Here is a 23,093-nt window from a genome sequence, read left to right as displayed (position 1 = left end):
CCGACCGACCGGGCCGCCTCGGCCTGCGGTTTTGCCCGAAATGATGCACCTTACTCTTTCCCCGGGGTAGGGAGGAAAGAGGAGTTGTGTACGGGAAGAAGCCCTTCGGCGCCGTTCTGCGCGGTCTGCGGCAGCGAGGCCGTCTGACGATGGAGGAGCTGGCCGAGGCCTCGGGCGTGAGCGTCCGGGCCATCGGCGACATGGAACGGGGCCGCAGCCGGGTTCCGCAGCGGCGCACGGTGGTGGCGCTGGCGGAGGGACTCGGGCTCGCGGAAGCGGAGCGGGAGGCGCTGCTGGCCGCGGCCCGGTCGGCGCGTCCGACGCGCACGGTCGCGGTGGCGGGGACGGTCGTGCCGCCGCGCTCGGTGGGGGACTTCACGGGGCGCGAGGCGGAGCTGGCGCTCCTGCGGAAAGCAGCAGAACGGGCCCCGGCGGGCGGGGCGCCGTCGGTGTGGGTCCTCTCGGGCCCTCCGGGGTGCGGGAAGACGACACTGGCGCTGAAAGCGGCGGCGGATCTGGCGGAGGATTTCCCCGACGGGCGTTTCGTGGTGGACCTGCACGGGGTGGACGGCCCCGTGGACACGGACGAGGCACTGCTGAAGCTGCTGAAGGCCCTGGGCGTGTCCGACCGCCGACTGGCGCAGGAGGATCCGCAGGGGCGCGCGGGGCTGCTGCGGGCGCTGCTGGGCGACCGCCGGTGCCTGGTGGTGCTGGACAACGCCCGCGACGAGGGGCAGGTCCGTGCGCTGCTGCCCGCGGGCGGGCGGAGCCTGGTGCTCGTCACCAGCCGACGTCCCCTGACCGGCCTTGAGGACGTCGACCGTCTGGCGCTGTGTGAGATGGCGCAGGACGAGGCGGTCGACCTGCTGCGCCGGATCCTCGGCGAGGAGCGGGCGGACGCGGAGGCCGAGGCCGTGGCGCGGGTCGCGGAGCTGTGCGGGCGGCTGCCGCTGGCCCTGCGGGTGGCGGGAAACTGGCTGACGGTCCGCTCCGGGTGGACCGTCGACCACCTCGTCCGACGCCTGGCCGACGAGGAACGCCGACTGGGCGCGCTCGCCGCCGGCGACGTACGGGTCGAGGCGGCCTTCGAGCTGTCCTACCGTCAGCTGACCCGCCAGGCAGCACACATGCTGCGGTTGCTGAGCCTGGTCCCGGGGCCGGACATGACAGCCGCCTACGGCGCCGCTCTGACCGCCACCGACGTCTTCGAGGCCGAGGACGTGATGGAGGAGCTGGTCGAGGCCGGTCTGCTGCAGGCCACCTTCACCGGACGCTACCAACTGCACGACCTGCTGCGGCTGTTCGCCCGCTCCCGGCTGGCCCGCGAAGAGGAACCCGGCGAGCGGGAAGCGGCCGACGACCGGCTGCGCACCTGGCTCCTCGAGACGGCCGTGGTCGCCGGACGCTGGTACCAGCCCAAGTACGGGGCGCCGCCGTCCTCCTGGCAGGGCCTGGTCCCGCTGGAGAGCACCGAGCAGGCCCGCGCCTGGCTCCAGGGCGAAGCCCCCTCCTGGCTCGCCGCGCTGCGCGCCGCCGCCGGGCGGGGCGAGCACGCCCAGGTCGTGGAGACCGTCCACGCCATGGAGTGGTTCTGCAACCTGTGGGCCCACTGGGGGCATTGGCCCGAGGCCTTCCGCCTGGCGGGCGAAGCCGCCACCGCGCTGGGCGACCCGTATCTGCAGGCCTTTTTCCTCAACATGTCCTCCTGGTCCCTCTCCTGCGAATCCCGGTACAGGGAGGCCGTCGAACGGGCCCACGAAGGGGTGGACTGCGCCCGCCGCGCCCAGAGCGCTTCCCAACAGGCCTCGGGACTGGCGCTGGCGGCATGGGCCCAGTCGGAGCTCGGCGAGGTCCAGGAGGCAGCCGACACGTCGCTCGCCGCGATAGGCCTCTACGAAGAGACCGACGACCGCGAGGGCTGGCTGGGGGCCATGTTCACCCACGGAACCTCCCTGCGCCTGCTCGGTCGTGCCGAGGAGGCCCTGATCCAGCACCAGCGCATCGTCACCTTCCTGGACGCGCCCGACTGTCCGGTGAGCGGGCACCTCGCCGACATGCACCGTGCCAACACGACCAGCGCGCTCGGTCGCGGCCACGCCGTCCTGCGACGATGGCACGAGGCTGCCGACCACTATCGTGATGCCGTGGCCCAGGCCGCCCGCATCGGCATTCCCCACGTCGAGGGCCGCACGCTCCTGCATCTGGGAGAGGCCCTGATCGAACTGGGAGAAGCCGAAGAAGCCCGCTCCTGCCTCCGCCGGGCCCTCGCCCTCGGCGACGCGGTCGACGGCAAGGACCTGGAGAGCGCCCGGAAGCTCTTGGGCTCGCTCCCCGCGGAGTGAGGGCGGAGGATTCAGCCCCGGTGCCGGTGCAGGGCGACGTGCACGGTGTCGAGGACCTGGACGAGCGCGGCGCGGGCCGAGTCCGTGTCGCGCAGCTGGTCGAGCACCATGAAGCCGTGGATCGTCCCGTGGTAGCGCATGGAGACCACCGGCACGCCGGCCGCCCGGAGCTTCGTCGCGTACGCCTCGCCCTCGTCGCGCACCACATCGGCCTCGCTGGTGACCACCAGCGCAGGGGGGAGTCCGGCGAGCTGCTCCAGGGACGCCCTCAGCGGTGACGCGGTGACCCGGCTCCGCTCCCGTACGTCGGGCAGGTACTGGTCCCAGAACCAGCGCATGGTCTCGCCGCCGAGGAAGTAGCCGTCGGCGAACTCCCGGTACGAGGGGGTGTCGCAGCCGGCGTCGGTGACCGGACAGAGCAGCACCTGCTGCAGCAGCCGCACCCCTCCGCGCTCCTTGGCGAGCAGGGTCAGCGCCGCCACCAGGTTGCCGCCCGCCGACTCGCCCACGGCGGCCATCCGGCTGCCGTCCAGGCCGATCTCGCCGCCCCGCTCACCGATCCACCGCGCGACCGCGTAGCACTGTTCGACAGCGATCGGATAACGGGCCTCGGGGGCGCGCTCGTACTCGACGAAGACCACGGCCGCGTCCGTGCCGAGGGCGAACGCGCGCACCAGACGCCGATGCGTGCCGGCGTCGCCCAGGGTCCAGCCGAGCCCGTGCAGGAACAGTACGACGGGGAGCTCGCCGACGCTGTCGGCGGGCCTGACCACCTGCACCCGGACGTGACCGGTCGGCCCGCCCGGCACCGCGAACCACTCCGTCGAGGTGGCCTCCTCGTCGAGGGGATCGAGGGTGCCCTCCCCCTGGAGACGCGCGAGGCCCAGACGTGCCTGCGCCAGGTCCGGCTCGTGCGCCGACGGCGGGCAGGCGTGCCGGGCCACGAACGCCCGGGTCGGGTGGTCGAGGACCGGGTGCCGAGCGGACGAAGGGGCGAAGTCGGTCACGCACGGTCTCCTGCCGAGAGGGCCTGAAGCGAAGGGGCGGTTCGGTGCACCGGGTTCCCGGTCGAACGGCGGGACGCGATGCGGCGACTGTCGGGCCGGCCGGGCACCGCCGCCGCGGGCACGGGGCGGCCGGGGCGGCCGACGCGGCTCCGAGCGGGGACCTTACCCGCTGTACGGCGGGAGGTCAGCCCCTCGCGGGTCCTGGAGGGTGCGCATGCTGCGCCACTCACGCGGGGAGACGCCGTAGGCGGCGCGGAAGGCCCGGCTGAAATGGGCGGGGTTGACGAAGCCCCATCTCTGGGCCACGGCGGACACGGTGGGGGAGCTCCTGCCGCGGCGGGCCAGCTCGCGGCCGCACTCCTCCAGGCGCCGTTGCCGGATGAGCCGGCCGACGGTGGTCCCCTCGCCCTCGAACAGCCGGTGCAGGTACCGGACCGAGATCCGGTGCTCCCGGGCGATGCGCTCCGGGGACAGGTCCGGGTCGCCCAGGTTCCGGTTGATGTGGTCGAGGACGCGCAGCATCAGATGGCTCCGCGCGTCCGTGTCCGCGCCGCCCGGATGGGCCCGCTCCGTGATCAGGGTGGCGAGCAGGTCGACGACGTTGCCGGCCAACCGGTTCGCGACCGCCGGAGGATAGCCGTCGGCCGAGGAAGAGGCCAGGGCGGCCAGGAACGGCAGCAGCATCGCGCCGAAGCCGTCCTCGGTGCCGATGGCGCTGCCGGTGACCCGCCGGATGTCGCTGTCCGACACGCCCAGCGTGCGGCGCGGAAGCTGGAAGACGTGCGTGGCGAACCGCTGCGGATAGTCGAAGGAGTACGGCCGGGTCGTGTCGTACACCACCAGGTCGCCCTCGCCCACCTCGGCCCGCCGGCCGTCCTGGACGAAGGTGGCCGTGCCGGACATCTGGACGCCGACCGCCACGAGCTCCTCGGACGACCCGGCGATCAGCGCCGGGGTGCGGCTGACCCGCTTCGCGTCGGCCTCCACGGTGGAGACCTGGAGATACCCGAGGCGGTCGGTGGCGATCCGGCCGTCGAACGGCCCGTCTCCCCGGGGGGCGACCGTCATCGGCACCAGCGTCCTGCTCACCGCGTCGTTCCAGTACGCGACCTTGTCCCGGTCCGGCACGGAGGCGGTCGTCAACACCAGGCTCAAATCGGTCTCCGCTCAGGGGAAGTGACTCCGGGGCTGCGACCAGCCAAGCAGCGGGCGGTCCCGGTCTCCAGGCAGAACCACAGGCAGGAATCGGAGCCGCGGCGGAACGCTGCGCCCCCGTGCAAGGTGCGGTGCGCGGGACGGCAACAGGAGGTGCGGGACCGGTCCTAGCGTGACGGCGTTCCGCGCCGCACAGAGCCGCGGACCAGCCACTTCGCATCGAGGAGACGCCCCATGCCGTACATCACCGTGGGTCAGGAGAACACCGCCCCCATCGAGCTGTACTTCGAGGACCAGGGAGCCGGGCAGCCGGTGGTCCTCATCCACGGCTTCCCGCTCGACGGCCGTTCCTGGGAGCGGCAGAGCGCCGCGCTGCTCGACGCCGGTTACCGTGTGATCACGTACGACCGGCGGGGCTTCGGGCGGTCCTCGCAGCCGACGACCGGCTACGACTACGACACCTTCGCGGCCGACCTGCACACCGTGCTGGAGACCCTCGACCTGAACGACGCGGTCCTCGTCGGCTTCTCCATGGGCACCGGCGAGGTCGCCCGTTACGTGTCCACCTACGGTTCCGGCCGCGTCGCCAAGGTCGCCTTCCTGGCCTCGCTGGAGCCCTGCCTGCTCAAGAGCGACGACAACCCGGACGGTGTGGCCCCCAGGGAGTTCTTCGACGGGGTCGTCGCCGCCGTGAAGGCCGACCGGTACGCCTACTACACGGCCTTCTTCGAGGACTTCTACAACCTCGACGAGAACCTGGGCAGCCGGATCAGCGAGGAGGCGGTCCGCCACAGCTGGGACACCGCGGCCGGCGGCGGTTTTTTCGCCGCGTCCGCCGCGCCGGCGACCTGGTACACCGACTTCCGTGCCGACATCCCGGCCGTCGACGTGCCCGCGCTGATCCTGCACGGCACGGCCGACCGCGTCCTGCCCGCCGAGGGCACCGCGCGCCCCTTCCACAAGGCGCTGCCGTCGGCCGACTACGTCGAGATCGAGGGCGCCCCGCACGGACTGCTGTGGACCCACGCGGAGGAGGTCAACACCGCCCTCCTCACCTTCCTGGCGAAGTGACGTCCGGCCGTCGGCGGTCCGGTCCGGCGGAGCACCGCCGGGCCGGACCGCCGCGCCCGTGTACGGCGCGGGACCGCGTCAGACGTTGCGGCGGTACTGGCCGCCGACCTCGAAGAACGCCTCGGTGATCTGCTGGAGGGTGCAGACACGGGCGGCGTCCATGAGGACGGCGAAGGCGTTCTCGCCGCTGACCGCGGCCTCCTTGAGCGCGGCCAGGGCCGTGTGGGCCTGGTCGTGGTGCCGGGTCTGGAAGTCCTGCACCCGCTCCAGCTGGGACCGCTTCTCGTGCTCGGTGGCGCGGGCGAGTTCGACGGTGCCGGGTTCGGCGGTGTCCGCGTGGGGGTTGCGGAAGGTGTTGACGCCGATGATGGGCAGGGTGCCGTCGTGCTTGCGCTGCTCGTAGAGCATCGACTCGTCCTGGATGCGGCCGCGCTGGTAACCGGTCTCCATCGCGCCGAGCACGCCGCCGCGCTCGCTGATGCGCTCGAACTCCTGGAGCACGGCCTCCTCGACCAGGTCGGTGAGCTCGTCGATGATGAACGACCCCTGCAGGGGGTTCTCGTTCATCGCCAGGCCCCACTCCCGGTTGATGATCAGCTGGATGGCCAGGGCGCGGCGGACCGATTCCTCGGTGGGGGTGGTGACGGCCTCGTCGTAGGCGTTGGTGTGCAGGCTGTTGCAGTTGTCGTAGATGGCGATGAGCGCCTGGAGGGTGGTGCGGATGTCGTTGAAGTCCATCTCCTGGGCGTGCAGGGAGCGTCCGGAGGTCTGGACGTGGTACTTCAGCTTCTGGGAGCGCTCGTTGGCGCCGTACTTCTCCTTCATCGCCACCGCCCAGATGCGGCGGGCGACGCGGCCGAGGACGGAGTACTCGGGGTCCATGCCGTTGGAGAAGAAGAACGACAGGTTCGGGGCGAAGTCGTCGACGTCCATGCCGCGGGCCAGGTAGGTCTCGACGTAGGTGAAGCCGTTGGCGAGCGTGAAGGCGAGCTGGCTGATCGGGTTCGCGCCGGCTTCGGCGATGTGGTAGCCGGAGATGGACACCGAGTAGAAGTTGCGGACCTTGTTCGCGATGAACCACTCCTGGATGTCGGCCATCATCCGCAGCGAGAACTCGGTGGAGAACAGGCAGGTGTTCTGACCCTGGTCCTCCTTGAGGATGTCCGCCTGGACCGTGCCGCGCACGGTGGCGAGCGCGTGGGCCCGCAGCTCGGCCACCTCGTCGGCGGAGGGCTCGCGGCCCTCGGCGGCACGGAACCTGTCGATCTGCTGGTCGACGGCCGTGTTGAGGAAGAACGCGAGGACCGTCGGGGCCGGGCCGTTGATCGTCATGGACACGGAGGTCGTCGGCGCGATCAGGTCGAAGCCGTCGTAGAGCGTCTTCATGTCGTCGAGGGTCGCGACCGAGACGCCGGAGGTGCCGACCTTGCCGTAGATGTCGGGGCGCTCGCCGGGGTCGCGGCCGTACAGCGTGACCGAGTCGAAGGCGGTGGAGAGCCGGGTGGCCGGCTGGCCCTCGGACAGCAGCTTGAACCGCCGGTTGGTGCGGAACGGGTCGCCCTCGCCGGCGAACATCCGCGCCGGGTCCTCGCCGTCGCGCTTGAAGGGGAACACCCCGGCGGTGAAGGGGAAGTGACCGGGCAGGTTCTCGCGGCGCCAGAAGCGCACCAGCTCGCCGTGGTCGGTGAACCGGGGCAGGGCCACGCGCGGGATCTTGTTGCCGGACAGCGACTCGCGGGTCAGCTTGGTGCGGATCTCCTTGTCCCGGATCCGCACGACCTGCTCGTCGCCGGAGTACGACTCCACGACGGCCGGCCACTTCTCGATCTGGTCCGCCACCTCGTGGGGGAGCCCCTTGCGGGCGTCCGTGAGCAGCGCGTCCACGCCGGCGTCGTCGTACTCGGCCCGGGCGAGCTCGGCCTTGACCGTGTCCAGGCGCTGCACCCGGCGCGCCGCCTCGACGAGGCGCTCGGTCTCCGAGTGGTACGTGCGGACGGTCTCGCTGATCTCGGTGAGGTAGCGGACCCGGTCGGCGGGCACGACCTGCCGGATGCCGGAGGAGTGGCGTACGTCGACCGGCGCCAGGGCGCCCTGGGCGAGCGTGAGCCCCTTCTCGGCGAGGGCGGTCTTGAGGTGCTGGTGGAGCGCGGTGACGCCGTCGTCGTTGAAGGTGGCCGCCGAGGTGCCGTAGACCGGCATGTCCTCGGGCCGCTTGTCGAAGGCCTCGCGGTTGCGGACCAGCTGACGGGCCACGTCGCGCAGGGCGTCCTTGGCGCCGCGCCGCTCGAACTTGTTGATGGCCACGACGTCGGCGAAGTCGAGCATGTCGATCTTCTCCAGCTGCGAGGCGGCGCCGAACTCCGGCGTCATCACGTACAGCGAGGTGTCGACGAAGGGCACGATCGCCGCGTCGCCCTGGCCGATGCCCGGCGTCTCCACGATCACCAGGTCGAATCCGGCGGCCTTGACGACGTCGATCACATCGGCCAGGTGCTCGGGCAGTTCGTGGCTGCCGCGCGTGGCCAGGCTGCGGAAGAAGACCCGGTCCCCGTCGAGGGAGTTCATCCTGATCCGGTCGCCGAGCAGTGCGCCGCCGCCGCGGCGGCGCGTCGGGTCGACGGCGATCACCGCGATGCGCAGCTTGTCCTGCTGGTCGACGCGGAGCCGGCGGACGAGCTCGTCGGTCAGTGACGACTTGCCGGAGCCGCCGGTGCCGGTGATGCCGAGGACGGGCGTGACGCGTGCCGCCGCGGCGGTGCGCAGCCGGTCCAGGAAGTCGGGGGACAGCTTGCCGAGCTCGGCGCCGGTGATGGCGCGGGCGACCGCGAACCGGTCGCCCGCGAGCACCGCCGCCGCGTCGGCCGGCGCGCCGTCCCAGAGGTCGAAGTCGCACTGCTCGATCACCGAGTTGATCATCCCGGCGAGGCCCATCCGCTGGCCGTCCTCGGGGGAGAAGATGGTGACTCCGCTGTTGCGGAGCCGGGTGATCTCCTCGGGCACGATGACGCCGCCCCCGCCGCCCACCACGCGGATGTGGTCCGCGCCGCGCTCGCGCAGCGACTGGACCAGGTACTCGAAGTACTCCACGTGCCCGCCCTGGTAGGACGAGACCGCGACGCCGTGCACGTCCTCCTCGAGCGCCGCGTCCACCACCTCCTGCACGGACCGGTTGTGTCCGAGGTGGATCACTTCGGCGCCTTGGGACTGGAAGATCCGCCGCATGATGTTGATCGAGGCGTCGTGTCCGTCGAAGAGCGCCGAGGCGGTGACCAGACGGACGGGGTGCACGGGCCGGTGCAGAGCGGTCATGTGGACCTTCCCGGGGAGGTAAGTGGGACCCCACAGATAGTAGGACGTCCTAGTAGTTTCGCAGAAGGTGAGACCCGTGTGACCGGGTGCACACCGGCGTGGCGCGGCCGGGGGCGTTCGGCCGGCCCGTCGTTTCGTGGAGACGGTACGGAGAAACCGCCCCCGGCGCCGGTGGTGTCGTCCGGCTCCGGGAGCGGCGTGAGGGCTCCCCGGTGTCCGTCACGGTCGACGGAGACGCCTAGGTGTTCTGTCCAGGGAGGTTGTGCGTCGTGCACGACCCGCGGTGGCGGACTGCTGGAGAACGGGCTCCTCCGCGCGGCGCCGGTCAGCCGACGATGGCGACCGGGGCGTCCCAGGCGTTGCGGTCGACGGTGATGGTGGAGCCGCCGCGGGTCTCCCTGCTGTTCGCCTTGTACTGGTGGCCGCGGCTGTGGTCGGTGTACAGCTTCGGGTCCCAGGGCCAGTCCTTGGTGGTGGTCTCCTGGCCGTTCCACAGGGCGTACCAGAGGTTGCCCGGCAGGTCCGTGCGGTCCTTCGCCGTGGCGACCGCCTTGGCGCTGGAGCTGCTGAAGCCGTAGAGGCCGGCCCGGTAGGTCTTGGCGCGCAGGGTCTTGGTGAAGGACCGCACGTAGGCGAGGGTGGCGTCGTTGCACGCCTGGTCGGCGGTGTCGTACGGCTCCATGTTGAGGTAGACCGGGCTGCCGGGCTTCATGCCGAGCGCCGAGGCCTTGGCGACCGCGTCGGTGGCGTTGCTCGCCCCGACCGAGGCCGCGGTGGCCGCGGTGAACCTCTCCTTGTTCCCGCTCTTCTGGCAGGGCGGCTGGGCGCCGACGTACAGCGGGATGACCCGCCAGCCGAGCGTGTCGACCGACTTCACCCACGACCTGGTCAGATTGGGCTGGGCGCAGCCGCGGTTCTTCCCGCCGACGTAGACGGCGACGCCGCCGTAGTACGCGTCCTTCTTCCACGCCTTCATCGCGGTGAGCGAAGGCGCCGTGCAGGCGTCGAACGCCCGGCCCGTGTACGTCCTCTGCGCCGGCCACGCCGTGGCCGCCATCGAGGTCTGCGCCGCGACCCCGGCACCCGCCACGACCGCGACGGCCGTCGTCGCCAGCGCTATGTAGCGGCCTCTTCTGGACAGCCGGTGCTTCGCCATTCCCCACCCCACACACGATTCGGCTCCGGCCCTCCGGAGCCCGCCCACTCTACTGGGGGAGCCGGACGGGACCGAACGGGCGGCGCACACCGACGTGGTGTCGGTGTGCGTCGCCCTGGGGGAGTCGGTTTGTGCGGTGCGTCCCGGTCACTTGGGGTCGCGGTTGTAGACCTTCTTGGTCCAGAGGTGGCCGAGGGCGGTGAGGGCGAGGCACCAGGCGAGGGCGAGCCAGCCGTTGTGGCCGATCTCGGTGCCCAGGAGCAGGCCGCGGAGGGTTTCGATGGCGGGGGTGAAGGGCTGGTACTGGGCGATGGGCTGGAACCAGCCGGGCATGGCGTCGATGGGGACGAAGGTGCTGGAGATGAGGGGGAGGAAGATCAGCGGGAGGGCGTTGTTGCTGGCGGCCTCGGCGTTGGGGCTGACCATGCCCATGCCGACCGCGATCCAGGTCAGCGCGAGGGCGAAGAGGACCAGCAGGCCGAGGGCCGCGAGCCATTCCGGGGCGGTGGCGTTCGTGGAGCGGAAGCCGATGGCCACGCCGACCGCGCCGACCAGGACCACGCTGATCACGGACTGCAGGACGCTGCCGATGACGTGGCCGGTGATGACCGAGCCGCGGTGGATGGCCATGGTGCGCAGGCGGGCGATGATGCCCTCGCTCATGTCGTTGGACACGGAGACGGCGGTGCCGATGGTGGTGGAACCGATCGTCATCAGCAGCAGGCCGGGGACGAGGTAGGCGATGTAGTCGGAGCGGTCGCCGCCGCCCAGGCCCGCGCTCATCGTGTCGCCGAAGATGTAGACGAACAGCAGCAGGAGCATGACCGGGGTGAGCAGCAGGTTCAGGGTCAGGGAGGGGTAGCGGCGGGCGTGCAGGAGGTTGCGCCGCAGCATCGTGGTGGTGTCACGGGCGGCCAGGGACAGGGTGCTCATCGGGCGGACTCCTTCGGCTGGGCGGGGACGGTGGCGGTGAGGGCGAAGAAGACGTCGTCGAGGTCGGGGGTGTGGACGGTCAGTTCGTCCGCCTCGACGCCGGTCGTGTCCAGCCAGTCGAGGATGGAGCGCAGTTCGCGCTGGCTGCCGTCGCTGGGCAGTTGCAGCGTGAGGGCCTCGTCGTCGCGGGCGGCGCCGGTCAGGGCGGTGGCGGCGGTGCGGTAGGCGCCGGGGTCGGTGAAGCGCAGCTTGACGTGTCCGCCGGGGACCAGGCGCTTGAGTTCCTCGGCCGTGCCCTGGGCGGCGATCTTTCCGTCGTTGAGGACGGCGATGCGGTCGGCGAGCTGGTCGGCCTCCTCCAGGTACTGGGTGGTGAGGAAGACCGTCACCCCGCCGGTGACCAGCTCGCGGATGATGCCCCACATGGTGTGCCGGGAGCGGGGGTCCAGGCCGGTGGTCGGCTCGTCCAGGAAGATGATCCGCGGGGCCCCGACCAGGGTCATCGCGATGTCCAGGCGGCGCTTCATGCCGCCCGAGTAGGTGGACGCCGGCTTCTTCGCCGCCTCGGTGAGGTCGAAGCGCTCCAGGAGTTCGGCCGCGACCCGACGGCCCTGCGGCCTGGGCAGGTGGTGCAGGTCCGCCATCAGGAGCATGTTCTCCTCGCCCGTGATCAGACCGTCCACCGCCGAGAACTGCCCCGTCACTCCGATCGCGGCCCGTACCGCCTGCGCCTCGGTGGCCAGGTCGTGGCCGCCGACCCGCACCTGCCCGCCGTCCGGGGTGACCAGCGTGGACAGGATCTTCACCGCCGTCGTCTTGCCCGCCCCGTTGGGACCCAGCAGAGCGAAGACCGAACCCGCCGGGACGTGCAGATCGATGCCGTCCAGGACGGTCTTGTCGCCGTACGACTTGCGCAGGCCGACGGCGGTGATGGCGGCCGACGACGACCGGTCGTCCGCTTGATTGATCATGGGCATGACAGAAGAAGGCATGGGGCCCTCCGATCGAAGGGTGAAGGGGGAAAGGGGGAAGGGGTGCGTGACCGGGTGCGGAGGTGGTGCTCAGGCCTTGGCGCGGCGGATGTCGATGTTGCCGTGGCGGGTGCGGGCGCGGACCTCGACGGTGTCCTCCGTCTTCCCGGGGGTCTCGGACGCGGTCAGTCCGTTGCGCACCTGGCCGGAGGTCGAGTGGGCGTCGAGCCAGGCGGCCACGCCCTCGCGGATGCCGACCTCGATGGCGCCGTACGAGGTCTCCAGCTGGACGGCGCCGCTCGCCACCTCGCCGACGCGCAGGGTGCCGTGGGCGGTCGTGGCGGCGACCGAGGCCTCGGCGCGGCCGATCTCGATGTCGCCGTTGGCGCCGCTCACCCGCAGGTCGCCGGTCGCGGCACCGATGGTCGTGGTGCCGTGCGAGTTCTTCAGGACGGCGGGGCCGTCGACGAGGCCGACGCGCAGGCTGCCGGAGCTCGTGGTGATCTCGGCCTTGCCCTCGACCCGGTCCACGGTGATCGAGCCGTGCGACGCGGTCAGGTGCAGCGGGCCGGTGGTGTCGAAGCGGGCGTCGCCCGCCGAGGTCTTCACGCGCACCTCGCCGAGCCGGCCCTCGCCGAGCACCTGGGTCCAGGCGCCGGTCAGGTCGATCCGCGAGCCGGCGGGCAGTTCGACCGTGACGTCGACGACGCCGGTGCGGCCGAACATGTTGGACTTCGGCGTCCTGACGGTCAGTACGCCACTCGCGTACGTGACCTCCGTCTGGTCCGCGGTCCGCGCGTCCAGGTCCTTCTTCGGGTTGCGTGCCCGCACCTCGACGACGGTGTCGGTGCGGTCGCCCGCGATGAACTGGATGGAACCGGCCTCCACGCGCGCCGTGGCCGAGATCGGTTCGGGGGTGTCGAAAGAAGGCATGGCTGTCCCGTCCTCTTGAGTCTTCAGGTCGTCCCCGCAGGTGGGACGCGGTGTGGGTGAGGTGGTGCGGGTGGAGCGGTGGGGCCCGGGGGTGTGGCTAGCGGACCCAGCCGGTGATGCTCTGTCCGATGCTCTGGGGCCTCTCCGGCGTACGCGGCCGGGTGCCGCCGCCGACCGCGGCCGACACGGCCCGTACCAGCCAGGCGTTGACCGACAGGCCCTCGCGCGCCGCCGCCTCCTCGGCGCGGGTCTTGAGGTGGGCCGGCAGGCGCAGGTTGACGCGGGCGGTGCCGCCCTCGTCGCCCTCGGCGAGAGTCGGGGCCGGGAGCGGTTCGGTGGCGGTGTCCGGCTCCGCGGGGGCGCCGCCGGTGGGCGGGAGCATCACCACGAAGTCGGGGTCGAGGCCCCGGAGCCGTACGTCGACCGAACCGGGGGCGAGTTCACGGGTGATCTCGTCCGTCGCGGCGGAGAGCGCGTTGAGCAGGGTCAGCCGGGCCGCCGATTCCAGGGGGGCGGTGAGCCGCTCGGCCAGCTCGCGCGCCTCCTCGCCGCCGGCTTCGGCGGCCACCGCGAGCTCGCGGCGGAGGTTCTCGACATACGGGGTGAGGTCCATGACGTCATCATGGCACCATTCTGGCGCCATGTGCAAGCCCCGTGGGGGAGAGGGTGGTGCCTTTCTTGACTGAACTGGCTTTGACCTGCGGAAACTTCGTGGTGTCTTGCGGGGTGGGTGTGGCGCCAGGTGGGGGCTGCCGTGATGGTTGGCGCCGCGTGGTGCCATGTGATGCCACGCGGCGTCATGTGGTGCCATGTGGTGCCATGGCGTGGCGCAGGGCGACCGGCGCCCCCGAAGGGATCCGCCGGCCGCCCCGCTTCCGTCACCTCGCGTCAGCTCATGACGCGTCCCGCACCCTGCCCGTGATCTCCGGGCCCGTGACCGGCTCCCAGGACCCGTCGTACGTGTACGACGAGCCCCGGAGGAGCTCCGTCGGTTCCACCACCCCGTCCCGGGCCGTGGGGACGGTCACCTCCGTGGTCGTCCGGCCCGCGGGGACGGAGAACCACAGGTTCGTACCGCCGTCCAGCGTTGCGGACAGCGGCCTGCCGGGCTCCGTCACCTCGCCGAACTGCGCCTCCAGCCAGGCCCGGTCGACATCCGTCGTGGACAGTTCCGGGCCGTCGGCCACCGCCTTGAGGAGGATCCCGCCCGAGATCTCGGCGTCGGCCGGCTCGGAGAGCGTCACCCGCCAGTCCAGCGCGGAGCCCTCGGTCACGTCGTCCGCGACGGGTGTCAGGCGCACGGTCGGCATGGCGTCGTCGTTCCGCGCGGTCACGCCGCCCCGGTGCGCTCCGACCACCGTGCCGCGGACCGCCTTGACGAACGCGTCGTGCGTCACGTCGTAGCCGTAGCGCGTGTTGCCCCGCACCTCGACCGGTACGTCGACGTCGTGGCGTCCCGGACGCACCGTCACCGTACGGGACGTGACCCCGTCGGTGCCGGGTACGGGGACGAACAGGCGGACCTGGCCGCTGCCCCGGCCGGAGACCGTCACCGGCACCCGGTAGGTCCGGACCCCGGAGTCGCCCTCCGCGACCGTCAGACGGCCGACGTCGACGCGCGTGAGCGGTGCGGGGCTCGCCGCCGGGGTGCCGGGGCGCCAGCCCCAGGCGTCCATCAGCCAGGCGCGGCCGGCGCCGCCGCGCGGGGTCAGTTCGAGCGTGCCGATCCGCTTCAGGTCCAGGCCCGCCCGGGCGGCGGCGGCCAGCGGCACGCGGATCTCGCGGCTCCAGTACGCGGCGGTGCGCGGGCTTCCGGGCAGTCCGTCGACGCGGGCGCGGCCCAGGCGTGCGCGGTGGCCCGAGGCGTCGGTCACGGCGACGTCGAGCTCGGTGCCGGTGCTGTTGGGCGGCACGACCACGCGCAGCGCGAGGGACTCGGCGCCCGCGAGGGAGACCGGCCGGGCCGGGCGCACCGCGGCCGGGCTTCCCGGGCCCGTCCACTTCAGCGCGACGGCGTCGCGGCCTGGCTCCGGGGACGTCTCCCAGAACGCGAAGTGCGGCGACCGGCCTTCCTCGGGCGACAGGCAGGCGCGGGCGGCGTCGGGGTCGATCTGGGCGCACGGCCGGCCGCCGCCGGAGACGGTGACCGAGGGGCCCGGCAGGAACGCGGGCGTGCGGTGCGCGCCGACGGCGTGGGTGAGGACCCGCGCCGGTCCGGCCGACGGCGCCCGGCGGCCGGTGCCGTCGAGCAGCGGTCGGACCGCGTCGTCGCCCCCGACGAACAGCCGGGCGGACGCGGCGATGTAGGTGGCGCCGACGGCCTGCTGCCGGGTCGCCGTCAGACGGGTCGCCGTGCCGGGGGAGCAGACCGGGTCGATCCCGTCGTCGGACGAGAAGTCGTCGATGGCCGGCGCCTTCGCCTGCCCCGGAGTCCACTCGGAGTTGAAGAAGTTGTGGTTGGCGCCGACGACGTAGGCCGCGCTGTGCAGGGCGGTGCCCCGGCTGACGCCACGGGTGCCGTCGACGTAGATCTGGCCCTGGAGGTCGGACACGTCGCCGTCGCAGCCCGGCAGGATGGTGGTGGAGGGCACGTCGGGGGCCGGGTTCTGGCCGAACACCGTGGGCCCGATCAGGACGTTGCCGCGGATCTTCCACCGTACGGGCCCCCGGTAGCCGTCCTGGGCGGCGGGCGGCGGGTTCAGGCTGTCGAGCGCCGCCCGGTTGACGCCCTCGCCGCCCCGGGAGTGTCCGACGAGGAGCACCCGCGAGAGGTCGGCGGGCGCGGTCCTCCGTACGGCCGCCGGGGCGGAGGCCCGGTGCGCGGACCAGTCCGCCCAGCGGGCGAGGTGCAGCCGGACCAGGGAGGAGCGGGCCTGGGCGCCGGCGTCCTCGACGTTCTCGTCCTGCCCGTTGACGCCGTTCGCGGCGACGGACACCGTCACGTACCCCTGCGAGGCCAGGAGCCGCTGGGCGCGCAGGTATCCCTGCTCGCTCGGTATCGGCCGGGTGCCCGCCGGGCACGGCCAGGTGATCCGGACGTCCTCCGTCCCCGGGGTGTAGCAGGTGTCGTGGCGGCCGTGCAGGAAGAGGGCGACCGGCCGTTTGCCGGGTGCTCCGGTCGGGCCGACGACCGTGGCGCGCATCTCGACGGGCTGCGGGAGGCCGGGCAGTCGTACGGACCTGAGGGCGTACTCGCCGCTGACGGTCCGGTAGCGGCCCGGCACTCCCGGGTCGACCGGGTTCGCGGGAAGCGGCGCCTCCGGCACGGCGGCGGGGGCGGGGGGACGCTCGCGCGCGGAGCCGGCGCGTCCCGCCGCGTCGAGCCGACGGCCACCGGCCGTCACCCGCAGCTCCCTGCCCTCTTCGAGCCGGAGGCCGGCGAGGGGCAGGGCGAAGGAGCGGCCGTCCGGCCGGGGGAGCGGACGGCCGAGGAGCCGCTCGCCGGCGCGGAACTCGATCCGGGCGTCGCCCGCGGGGACGCGCTCGGGCGACGTCCAGACCAGCTGCCTGCCCGCGCCGTCCCCGGTGACCTGCCAGCCCTCGGGGAGGGTGAGGTCACCGGACGGGCTCCCCGATGATCCGGCCTGCGGTGATGCGGGTGATGGCTGCGCGGACGCCGGCCAGGGCGACGCCGCCGTCAGCGCGAGTAAAGCCACGGCGGTGGTCACGCCGCGTGTGACACGTATCAAAGCGGTCTTCCTCACGATCGATCTCGTCGAGGCACCGACGGGAGGCCTGGTTTCCGGCTTCCCCGGTGCCACTCTCGTTTCGTGAGGACGGTGCCGAACGCCCTTCGGTTGTCTGACGGATCGTCAGGGCGTCGATTCGGGACGGGCGTCGAACGGGGCCGGCCCGGGCGGCGTGGAAGCCACCCGGGCCGGCCCCGGAGTCGCGCCGAGGATCGGCGGCGAGGATCAGGCGATGTCGAACCGGTCCAGGTTCATCACCTTGTCCCACGCCGACACGAAGTCCTTCACGAACTTCTCCTTCGCGTCGTCGCTCGCGTAGACCTCGGCCAGCGCGCGCAGCTCGCTGTTGGAGCCGAAGACCAGGTCGGCGCGGCTGCCCGTCCACTTGACCGCGCCGGTGACGGTGTCACGGCCCTCGAAGGTGGTCTGGTCCGCGGAGGTGGACTTCCACTCCGTGCCCAGGTCCAGCAGGTTGGCGAAGAAGTCGTTCGTCAGCTTGCCGGGCGTCTCGGTGAGGACACCGAGCGAGGACTGCGGCTGGGTCACGCCCAGGGCGCGCAGACCGCCGACGAGGACGGTCAGCTCGGGCGCGCTCAGGGTGAGCAGGTTCGCCTTGTCGATGAGCAGGTACTCGGCCGGCAGGCGGTTGCCCTTGCCCAGGTAGTTGCGGAAGCCGTCCGCGGCGGGCTCCAGGGCGGCGAAGGACTCGACGTCCGTCTGCTCCTGGGTGGCGTCCACGCGGCCCGGGGTGAAGGGCACCTCGACGGCGTGGCCCGCGTCCGCGGCCGCCTTCTCGACCGCCGCGACGCCCGCGAGGACGACGAGGTCGGCGAGGGAGACCTGCTTCCCGCCGGTCTGGGCGGAGTTGAAGGACTCCTGGACGCCTTCCAGGACGCGCAGCACCTGTGCCAGCTCGTCCGGGTTGTTGACCTCCCAGTTGCGCTGCGGCTCCAGGCGGATGCGGCCGCCGTTGGCGCCACCGCGCTTGTCGCTGCCGCGGAAGGACGAGGCGGCGGCCCAGGCGGCGGAGACCAGCTGCGTGACCGTGAGGTCCGAGCCGAGGATCTTCTCCTTGAGGGAGGCGATGTCCGCGGCGTCGACGAGCTCGCCCGTACGCTCCGGCAGCGGGTCCTGCCAGAGGAGCACCTCGGACGGGACCTCGGGGCCGAGGTAGCGCGCGACCGGGCCCATGTCGCGGTGGGTGAGCTTGTACCAGGCGCGGGCGAAGGCGTCCGCGAACTCCTCCGGGTTCTCGTAGAAGCGCCGGGAGATCTGCTCGTAGACCGGGTCGAAGCGCAGCGACAGGTCGGTGGTGAGCATCGTCGGGAGGTGCTTCTTCTCCGGGTCGTACGCGTCCGGGATGATCGCCTCGGCGTCCTTCGCGACCCACTGGTGGGCGCCGGCCGGGCTCTTGGTCAGCTCGTAGTCGTACTCGAAGAGGTTCTTGAAGAACCCGTTGCCCCACTGGGTCGGCGTCGTGGTCCAGGTGACCTCCAGACCACTGGTGATCGCGTCGGCGCCCTTGCCGGTGCCGTACGAGCTCTTCCAGCCGAGGCCCTGGGCCTCCAGCGGCGCGGCCTCGGGGTCGGCGCCCACGTTGTCCGCCGGGCCGGCGCCGTGCGTCTTGCCGAAGGTGTGGCCGCCGGCGATGAGGGCGACGGTCTCCTCGTCGTTCATCGCCATCCGGCGGAAGGTCTCGCGGATGTCGCGGGCCGCGGCGATCGGGTCCGGGTTGGCGTTGGGGCCCTCCGGGTTGACGTAGATGAGGCCCATCTGCACGGCGCCGAGCGGGTTCTCCAGCTCGCGGTCGCCGGTGTAGCGCTCGTCGCCGAGCCAGGTGGTCTCCGGACCCCAGTAGACGTCCTCGTCGGGCTCCCACACGTCCGCGCGGCCACCGGCGAAGCCGAAGGTCTCGAAGCCCATCGACTCCAGGGCGACGTTGCCCGCGAGGATCATGAGGTCGGCCCAGGAGAGGCTCTGGCCGTACTTCTTCTTCACCGGCCACAGCAGACGGCGCGCCTTGTCCAGGTTGCCGTTGTCCGGCCAGCTGTTCAGCGGCGCGAAGCGCTGCTGGCCGGCGCCGGCGCCGCCCCGGCCGTCGCTGATGCGGTAGGTGCCGGCGCTGTGCCAGGCCATGCGGACCATGAACGGGCCGTAGTGGCCGAAGTCGGCGGGCCACCAGTCCTGCGAGGTGGTCAGGACCTCGGCGATGTCCTGCTTCACGGCCGGCAGGTCGAGGCCCTGGAAGGCCTCCGCGTAGTCGAAGTCCTCACCGAGCGGGTTGGCCACGGCGGGGTTCTTGGCGAGGATCTTCAGGTTCAGCCGGTTCGGCCACCACTGGCTGTTGCCGCCGCCCTGGGTGGGGTGGGCGGCACGCCCGTGCGCGACGGGGCAGCCGCCTGCGCCCTCCGCCTTCGGGTCGGTGACGATCGCGTCGTGGTTCTCAGACATGGGAATCCTTCCGGACATGGCGGATCACTGTGCTCAGGAAGTGCGTTTCGGCGGACGGGCCTGGCGCGGGTGACACGTGTGCTTCTCCCGCCGTGCTGGAATCTTCCTGTCCCTTGGCCATTTACGAAACCGATCCTACGATGGACCTTGTCCAAGTCAAGAAGAACCCCAAGTTTGCCTACGTCTCCGAGGTGAAACATGAGTGACCTGCTGGAGCGCCTGCGCGCACGCGGCTGGCGGATGACGTCCCAGCGCCGCGTGGTCGCGGAGGTCCTGGCCGGGGAGCACGTGCACCTCACGGCGGACGAGGTCCACGCGCGCGCGGTGGAGCGCCTGCCGGAGATCGCGCGGGCGACGGTCTACAACACCCTCGGCGAACTGGTCGCCCTCGGGGAGGTCGTGGAGCTCTCCATGGACGGGCGGGCCAAGCGCTACGACCCGAACGCGCACCGCGCGCACCAGCACCTGGTCTGCTCGAACTGCGGGCTCATCCGTGACGTCCGCCCCTCGGGTGACCCGCTCGTGGTCCTCCCGCCGACGGAGCGGTTCGGCTTCGCGGTGTCGAAGGCGGACGTGATCTACCGGGGACTCTGCCCGGGGTGCGCCTGAGTGCGGTGATACGACAGGAGCCCTCCACCGACCGGTGTCGGTGGAGGGCTCCTTCGCGTCCTGTGCCGGTGAGGACCGCCGAGGACTACTTCAGGACGGCGAGCGCCTCGTCGTAGCCAGGCTCTTCGGCGATCTCGCCCACGAGCTGCGCGTGCAGCACCGTGTCGTTCTCGTCGAGGACGACGACGGCACGGGCCGTCAGGCCGGCGAGCGGCCCGTCCGCGATCTCCACGCCGTAGTTGGTGTGGAACTCGCGGCCGCGGAGCGTCGAGAGGTTCTTGACGTTCTCCAGGCCCTCGGCGCCGCAGAAGCGGGCCTGGGCGAAGGGCAGGTCGGCGGAGATGCAGAGGACGACCGTGTTGTCCAGCTGTCCGGCCTTCTCGTTGAAGGCGCGGACGGAGGAGGCGCACGTCGGGGTGTCGACGCTCGGGAAGATGTTGAGGACCTTGCGCAGACCGGCGAAGTCCTTCAGCGACTTGTCCGCCAGCCCCTCGGCGACGAGCGTGAAGTCGGGGGCCTGGCTGCCGGGGGTCGGCAGGGCGCCGTTGACCTGCACGGGGCTGCCCTTCAGCGTGACCTGGGCCATGGGATCTCCTTCAGACGTATGAGTGGCAACGGGGGGAATCGTACGGAAGGCGGGCCCGCCCCGACGACACGGGCCGCCGTGACGCTCTCCGACCTATTCACAACCTTGAACTCCAGGTCCCCCCTGGTGAGTGCCGCAGGGCGCCCATGGAGCGGCTCCGGCAGGAACGGGCCTTCTTGACGCCTCTGGTTCAGACCTTTAGGTTCCAGCCTCGACAACCGTCACTCGTTCATGTACGTGAATAAGGGGTAGCCGCATGACTAGATGGTTCACCGCCCCCCTCGTCCTCGCCGGCCTCCTGGCCGCACTCGTCGCCACCCCCGGAGCCGGCCGCGCCGAAGCCGCCCCGACCGCGTTCGTCCACCCCGGCGTCCTGGTCTCCCGGGGGCAGCTCGACTTCACGCGGGAGAAGGTCCTCGCCGGCGCGCAGCCCTGGAAGGGCGCCTTCGACCAGATGACGGCGAGCAGGTACGCCTCGCTCGCCCGGGTCCCGAAGCCCCGCTCGGTCGTCGAGTGCGGCTCGTACTCGAACCCGAACTACGGCTGCACCGACGAACGCGAGGACGCCCTCGCCGCGTACACGCTCTCCCTGGCCTGGTACGTCACCCGTGACAGCCGGTACGCCGAGAAGGCCGTCGAGATCATGGACGCCTGGTCCGGCGTGATCACCGACCACACCAACTCCAACGCGCCCCTCCAGACCGGCTGGGCCGGCTCCTCCTGGCCGCGGGCCGCCGAGATCATCCGGTACACCTACACCGGATGGCCGCAGGCCCGCGTCGACCGCTTCAAGACCATGCTCCGCACCGTCTACCTCCCCGAGGTGGCGGGCGGTTCCCAGTCCAACGGCAACTGGGAGCTCAGCATGACCGAGGCCGCACTCGGCATCGCCGTCTTCCTGGAGGACCGCGCCGCCTACGACAAGGCCGTCGCCACGTTCCGCGGCCGCGTCCCCGCGTACATCTACCTCACGAGCGACGGCGCCCTGCCGAAGGCCGCGCCGGGCAGCGGCCTCGACACCCGCGACGAGCTCGTCCGGTACTGGCAGGGGCAGACCACCTTCGTCGACGGCCTCACCCAGGAGACCTGCCGCGACCTCACCCACACCGGCTACGGACTGTCCGCGATCTCGCACATCGCCGAGACGACCCGCATCCAGGGCCAGGACCTCTATCCGGAGGTCGCCGACCGGCTGCGCCACGCCCTCGGCCTCCAGGCGAAGTACGAACTCGGCGAGCCCGTCCCGTCCTGGCTCTGCGGCGGCACCCTCAAGGACCACCTCGGGCCCGTCACCGAGGTCGGCTTCAACGCGCTGCGCGGTCGCATGGGATACGCCATGACGAACACCCAGAAGCTCACCGAGGCGGGTCGGCCCGCGGGCGCGAACAACCTCTTCGTCGCCTGGGAGACCCTCACCCACGCGGGCAACCCCCGCTGAGGAAAAGGAAGTCGGAAGGGATTCGGAAGGGGCGTCACATGTCTTGACGGCCCCTTCCCTCACTCCTTAAATCATGGGGGCGGCGAAGTGGACCCTCCTGCCGCACCCCCCACAGCCGACGGAAGAGAGCCCCATGACCTCCTCCCGCTCACGACTGCGCTCACGACCGCGCGCCCTGTCCTCCGCCCTGACGGCCCTCGCGCTCGCCCTGGCCGTCGCGGCGCTCGGCCCGGCCCCGCAGCCGCGTGAAGCGCTCCGGCCCGTGGCCGGGACGGCCGCCGTCACCTTCTCCGACGACTTCGACGGCCCCGCCGGCTCCGCCGTCGACGGCACGCGGTGGCAGACCGAGACCGGCGACAACGTCAGCAACCACGAGCGCCAGTACTACACGGCAGGCAACGCCAACGCCGCGCTCGACGGCCAGGGCCACCTGGTGATCACCGCCCGCAAGGAGAACCCGGGCAACTACCCGTGCTGGTACGGGCGCTGCGAGTACACCTCCGCCAGGCTCAACACCGCCGGCAGGTTCACCACGAAGTACGGGCACGTCGAAGCCCGCATGAAGGTGCCGCGCGGCCAGGGCATGTGGCCCGCCTTCTGGATGCTCGGCAACGACATCGGCCAGGCCGGCTGGCCGAACTCGGGCGAGATCGACGTCATGGAGAACGTCGGCTTCGAACCGTCCACCGTGCACGGCACCCTGCACGGTCCCGGTTACTCCGGCTCCGGAGGCATCGGCGTCCCCTACACCCTGCCCGGCGGGCAGGCCTTCGCCGACGCCTTCCACACCTTCGCCGTGGACTGGTCGCCCAACCTGATCAGCTGGTCCGTGGACGGGACGGTCTACCAGACCCGTACGCCCGCCGACCTCGGCGGCCGGACCTGGGTCTTCGACAAGCCCTTCTTCCTCATCCTCAACCTCGCCGTCGGCGGCTACTGGCCCGGCGACCCGGACGGCTCCACCGCCTTCCCGAAGCAGCTCGTCGTCGACCACGTCCGCGTCACCACCGCCGACGCCCCCGCCACCGCCGGACCGATCACGGGCATCGGCGGCGCATGCGTCGACGTGGCCGGCGCGAACACCGCGAACGGCACCCCCGTCCAGCTCCACGACTGCAACGGGACCGCCGCCCAGCAGTGGACCCTCGCGGCCGACGGAACCGTCCGCGCGCTCGGCAAGTGCCTCGACGTCACCTCCGCCGGCACGGCCGACGGCACCCCCGTCCAACTGTGGGAGTGCAACGGCACGGGCGCCCAGCGCTGGACCGCCAACTCCGCCCGGGACGTGGTGAACCCGCAGTCCGGCAAGTGCCTGGACGCCACCGGCAACAGCTCCGCCAACGGCACCAGGCTCCAGATCTGGACCTGCTCCGGCGGCGCCAACCAGAAGTGGACGGTGACCCGTTGAGCGGGTTCGAGCCGCTCGGTGCGCCCTTCTGACGT

Annotated in this window: 16 protein-coding genes; 5 read left to right on the top strand and 11 right to left on the bottom strand. The window is 71.8% G+C overall.

What is annotated here, in order from left to right; genetic code table 11:
* Positions 1–86 precede the first annotated feature (86 nt).
* Complete coding sequence (locus tag BLW86_RS03245; protein WP_093872597.1) at positions 87–2,342, top strand: helix-turn-helix domain-containing protein; 2,256 nt, start codon at positions 87–89, stop codon at positions 2,340–2,342.
* An 11-nt stretch (positions 2,343–2,353) separates the two neighbouring features.
* Here BLW86_RS03245 and BLW86_RS03240 read toward each other — a convergent pair whose 3' ends face one another.
* Together BLW86_RS03240 and BLW86_RS03235 are read right to left on the bottom strand one after the other, a co-directional pair.
* The gene (locus BLW86_RS03240) at positions 2,354–3,349 is read right to left on the bottom strand and encodes an alpha/beta hydrolase (protein ID WP_256341184.1); all 996 of its coding nucleotides are present in this window, start codon (positions 3,347–3,349) and stop codon (positions 2,354–2,356) included.
* Between the two features lie 162 nt (positions 3,350–3,511).
* Positions 3,512–4,495, bottom strand: coding sequence for an AraC-like ligand-binding domain-containing protein (locus tag BLW86_RS03235; RefSeq protein WP_256341634.1), 984 nt, complete (start codon positions 4,493–4,495; stop codon positions 3,512–3,514).
* Positions 4,496–4,738: 243 nt separating this feature from the next.
* Here BLW86_RS03235 and BLW86_RS03230 point away from each other — a divergent pair, with 243 nt between their 5' ends.
* Positions 4,739–5,575 carry an alpha/beta fold hydrolase gene (locus BLW86_RS03230; protein ID WP_093872595.1) on the top strand — a complete coding sequence of 279 codons (837 nt, stop codon included), beginning with the start codon at positions 4,739–4,741 and terminating at the stop codon, positions 5,573–5,575.
* 78 nt (positions 5,576–5,653) lie between these two features.
* Here the strand turns inward: BLW86_RS03230 and icmF are convergent, their stop codons facing one another.
* From icmF to katG, 8 genes are all read right to left on the bottom strand, one after another.
* The gene (icmF, locus tag BLW86_RS03225) at positions 5,654–8,884 is read right to left on the bottom strand and encodes a fused isobutyryl-CoA mutase/GTPase IcmF (protein WP_093872594.1); all 3,231 of its coding nucleotides are present in this window, start codon (positions 8,882–8,884) and stop codon (positions 5,654–5,656) included.
* A 325-nt stretch (positions 8,885–9,209) separates the two neighbouring features.
* Positions 9,210–10,040, bottom strand: coding sequence for a glycoside hydrolase domain-containing protein (locus BLW86_RS03220; protein ID WP_093872593.1), 831 nt, complete (start codon positions 10,038–10,040; stop codon positions 9,210–9,212).
* 147 nt (positions 10,041–10,187) lie between these two features.
* Positions 10,188–10,973: an ABC transporter permease gene (locus BLW86_RS03215; RefSeq protein ID WP_093872592.1), complete on the bottom strand. Its 786-nt coding sequence runs from the start codon at positions 10,971–10,973 to the stop codon at positions 10,188–10,190.
* Complete coding sequence (locus BLW86_RS03210; protein ID WP_093872591.1) at positions 10,970–11,965, bottom strand: ATP-binding cassette domain-containing protein; 996 nt, start codon at positions 11,963–11,965, stop codon at positions 10,970–10,972. Before BLW86_RS03210 ends, BLW86_RS03215 begins: the two co-directional genes overlap by 4 nt.
* Before the next feature lie 69 nt (positions 11,966–12,034).
* On the bottom strand, positions 12,035–12,877 hold the full coding sequence (locus BLW86_RS03205) for a DUF4097 family beta strand repeat-containing protein (protein WP_093872590.1): 843 nt from the start codon (positions 12,875–12,877) through the stop codon (positions 12,035–12,037).
* 97 nt (positions 12,878–12,974) lie between these two features.
* Positions 12,975–13,490 carry a toxin-antitoxin system HicB family antitoxin gene (locus tag BLW86_RS03200; RefSeq protein WP_093872589.1) on the bottom strand — a complete coding sequence of 172 codons (516 nt, stop codon included), beginning with the start codon at positions 13,488–13,490 and terminating at the stop codon, positions 12,975–12,977.
* A 280-nt stretch (positions 13,491–13,770) separates the two neighbouring features.
* On the bottom strand, positions 13,771–16,566 hold the full coding sequence (locus tag BLW86_RS03195) for a hypothetical protein (RefSeq protein ID WP_093872588.1): 2,796 nt from the start codon (positions 16,564–16,566) through the stop codon (positions 13,771–13,773).
* Positions 16,567–16,791: 225 nt separating this feature from the next.
* The gene (gene katG / locus BLW86_RS03190) at positions 16,792–19,017 is read right to left on the bottom strand and encodes a catalase/peroxidase HPI (protein WP_093872587.1); all 2,226 of its coding nucleotides are present in this window, start codon (positions 19,015–19,017) and stop codon (positions 16,792–16,794) included.
* 198 nt (positions 19,018–19,215) lie between these two features.
* Between katG and BLW86_RS03185 the strand changes: the two genes are divergently transcribed.
* Positions 19,216–19,626, top strand: a complete 411-nt coding sequence (locus BLW86_RS03185; RefSeq protein ID WP_093872586.1) for a Fur family transcriptional regulator — start codon at positions 19,216–19,218, stop codon at positions 19,624–19,626.
* Positions 19,627–19,711: 85 nt separating this feature from the next.
* Here the strand turns inward: BLW86_RS03185 and tpx are convergent, their stop codons facing one another.
* Entirely contained in the window at positions 19,712–20,212 is a 501-nt protein-coding gene (tpx, locus tag BLW86_RS03180; protein ID WP_093872585.1) for a thiol peroxidase, read from the bottom strand.
* A gap of 256 nt (positions 20,213–20,468) precedes the next feature.
* On the opposite strand from tpx, the gene BLW86_RS03175 reads away from it, so the two are divergent.
* Together BLW86_RS03175 and BLW86_RS03170 are read left to right on the top strand one after the other, a co-directional pair.
* Entirely contained in the window at positions 20,469–21,650 is a 1,182-nt protein-coding gene (locus BLW86_RS03175) for an alginate lyase family protein (RefSeq protein ID WP_093872584.1), read from the top strand.
* A 133-nt stretch (positions 21,651–21,783) separates the two neighbouring features.
* On the top strand, positions 21,784–23,058 hold the full coding sequence (locus BLW86_RS03170; protein ID WP_093872583.1) for a glycoside hydrolase family 16 protein: 1,275 nt from the start codon (positions 21,784–21,786) through the stop codon (positions 23,056–23,058).
* Positions 23,059–23,093: the final 35 nt, after the last annotated feature.

Origin of the sequence: Streptomyces sp. TLI_105 (assembly GCF_900105415.1) — a bacterium.
Lineage (GTDB): Bacteria > Actinomycetota > Actinomycetes > Streptomycetales > Streptomycetaceae > Streptomyces.
The sequence above is the reverse complement of the archived record's forward strand: the minus strand, read 5'-3'. Positions and strand labels throughout refer to the sequence as shown.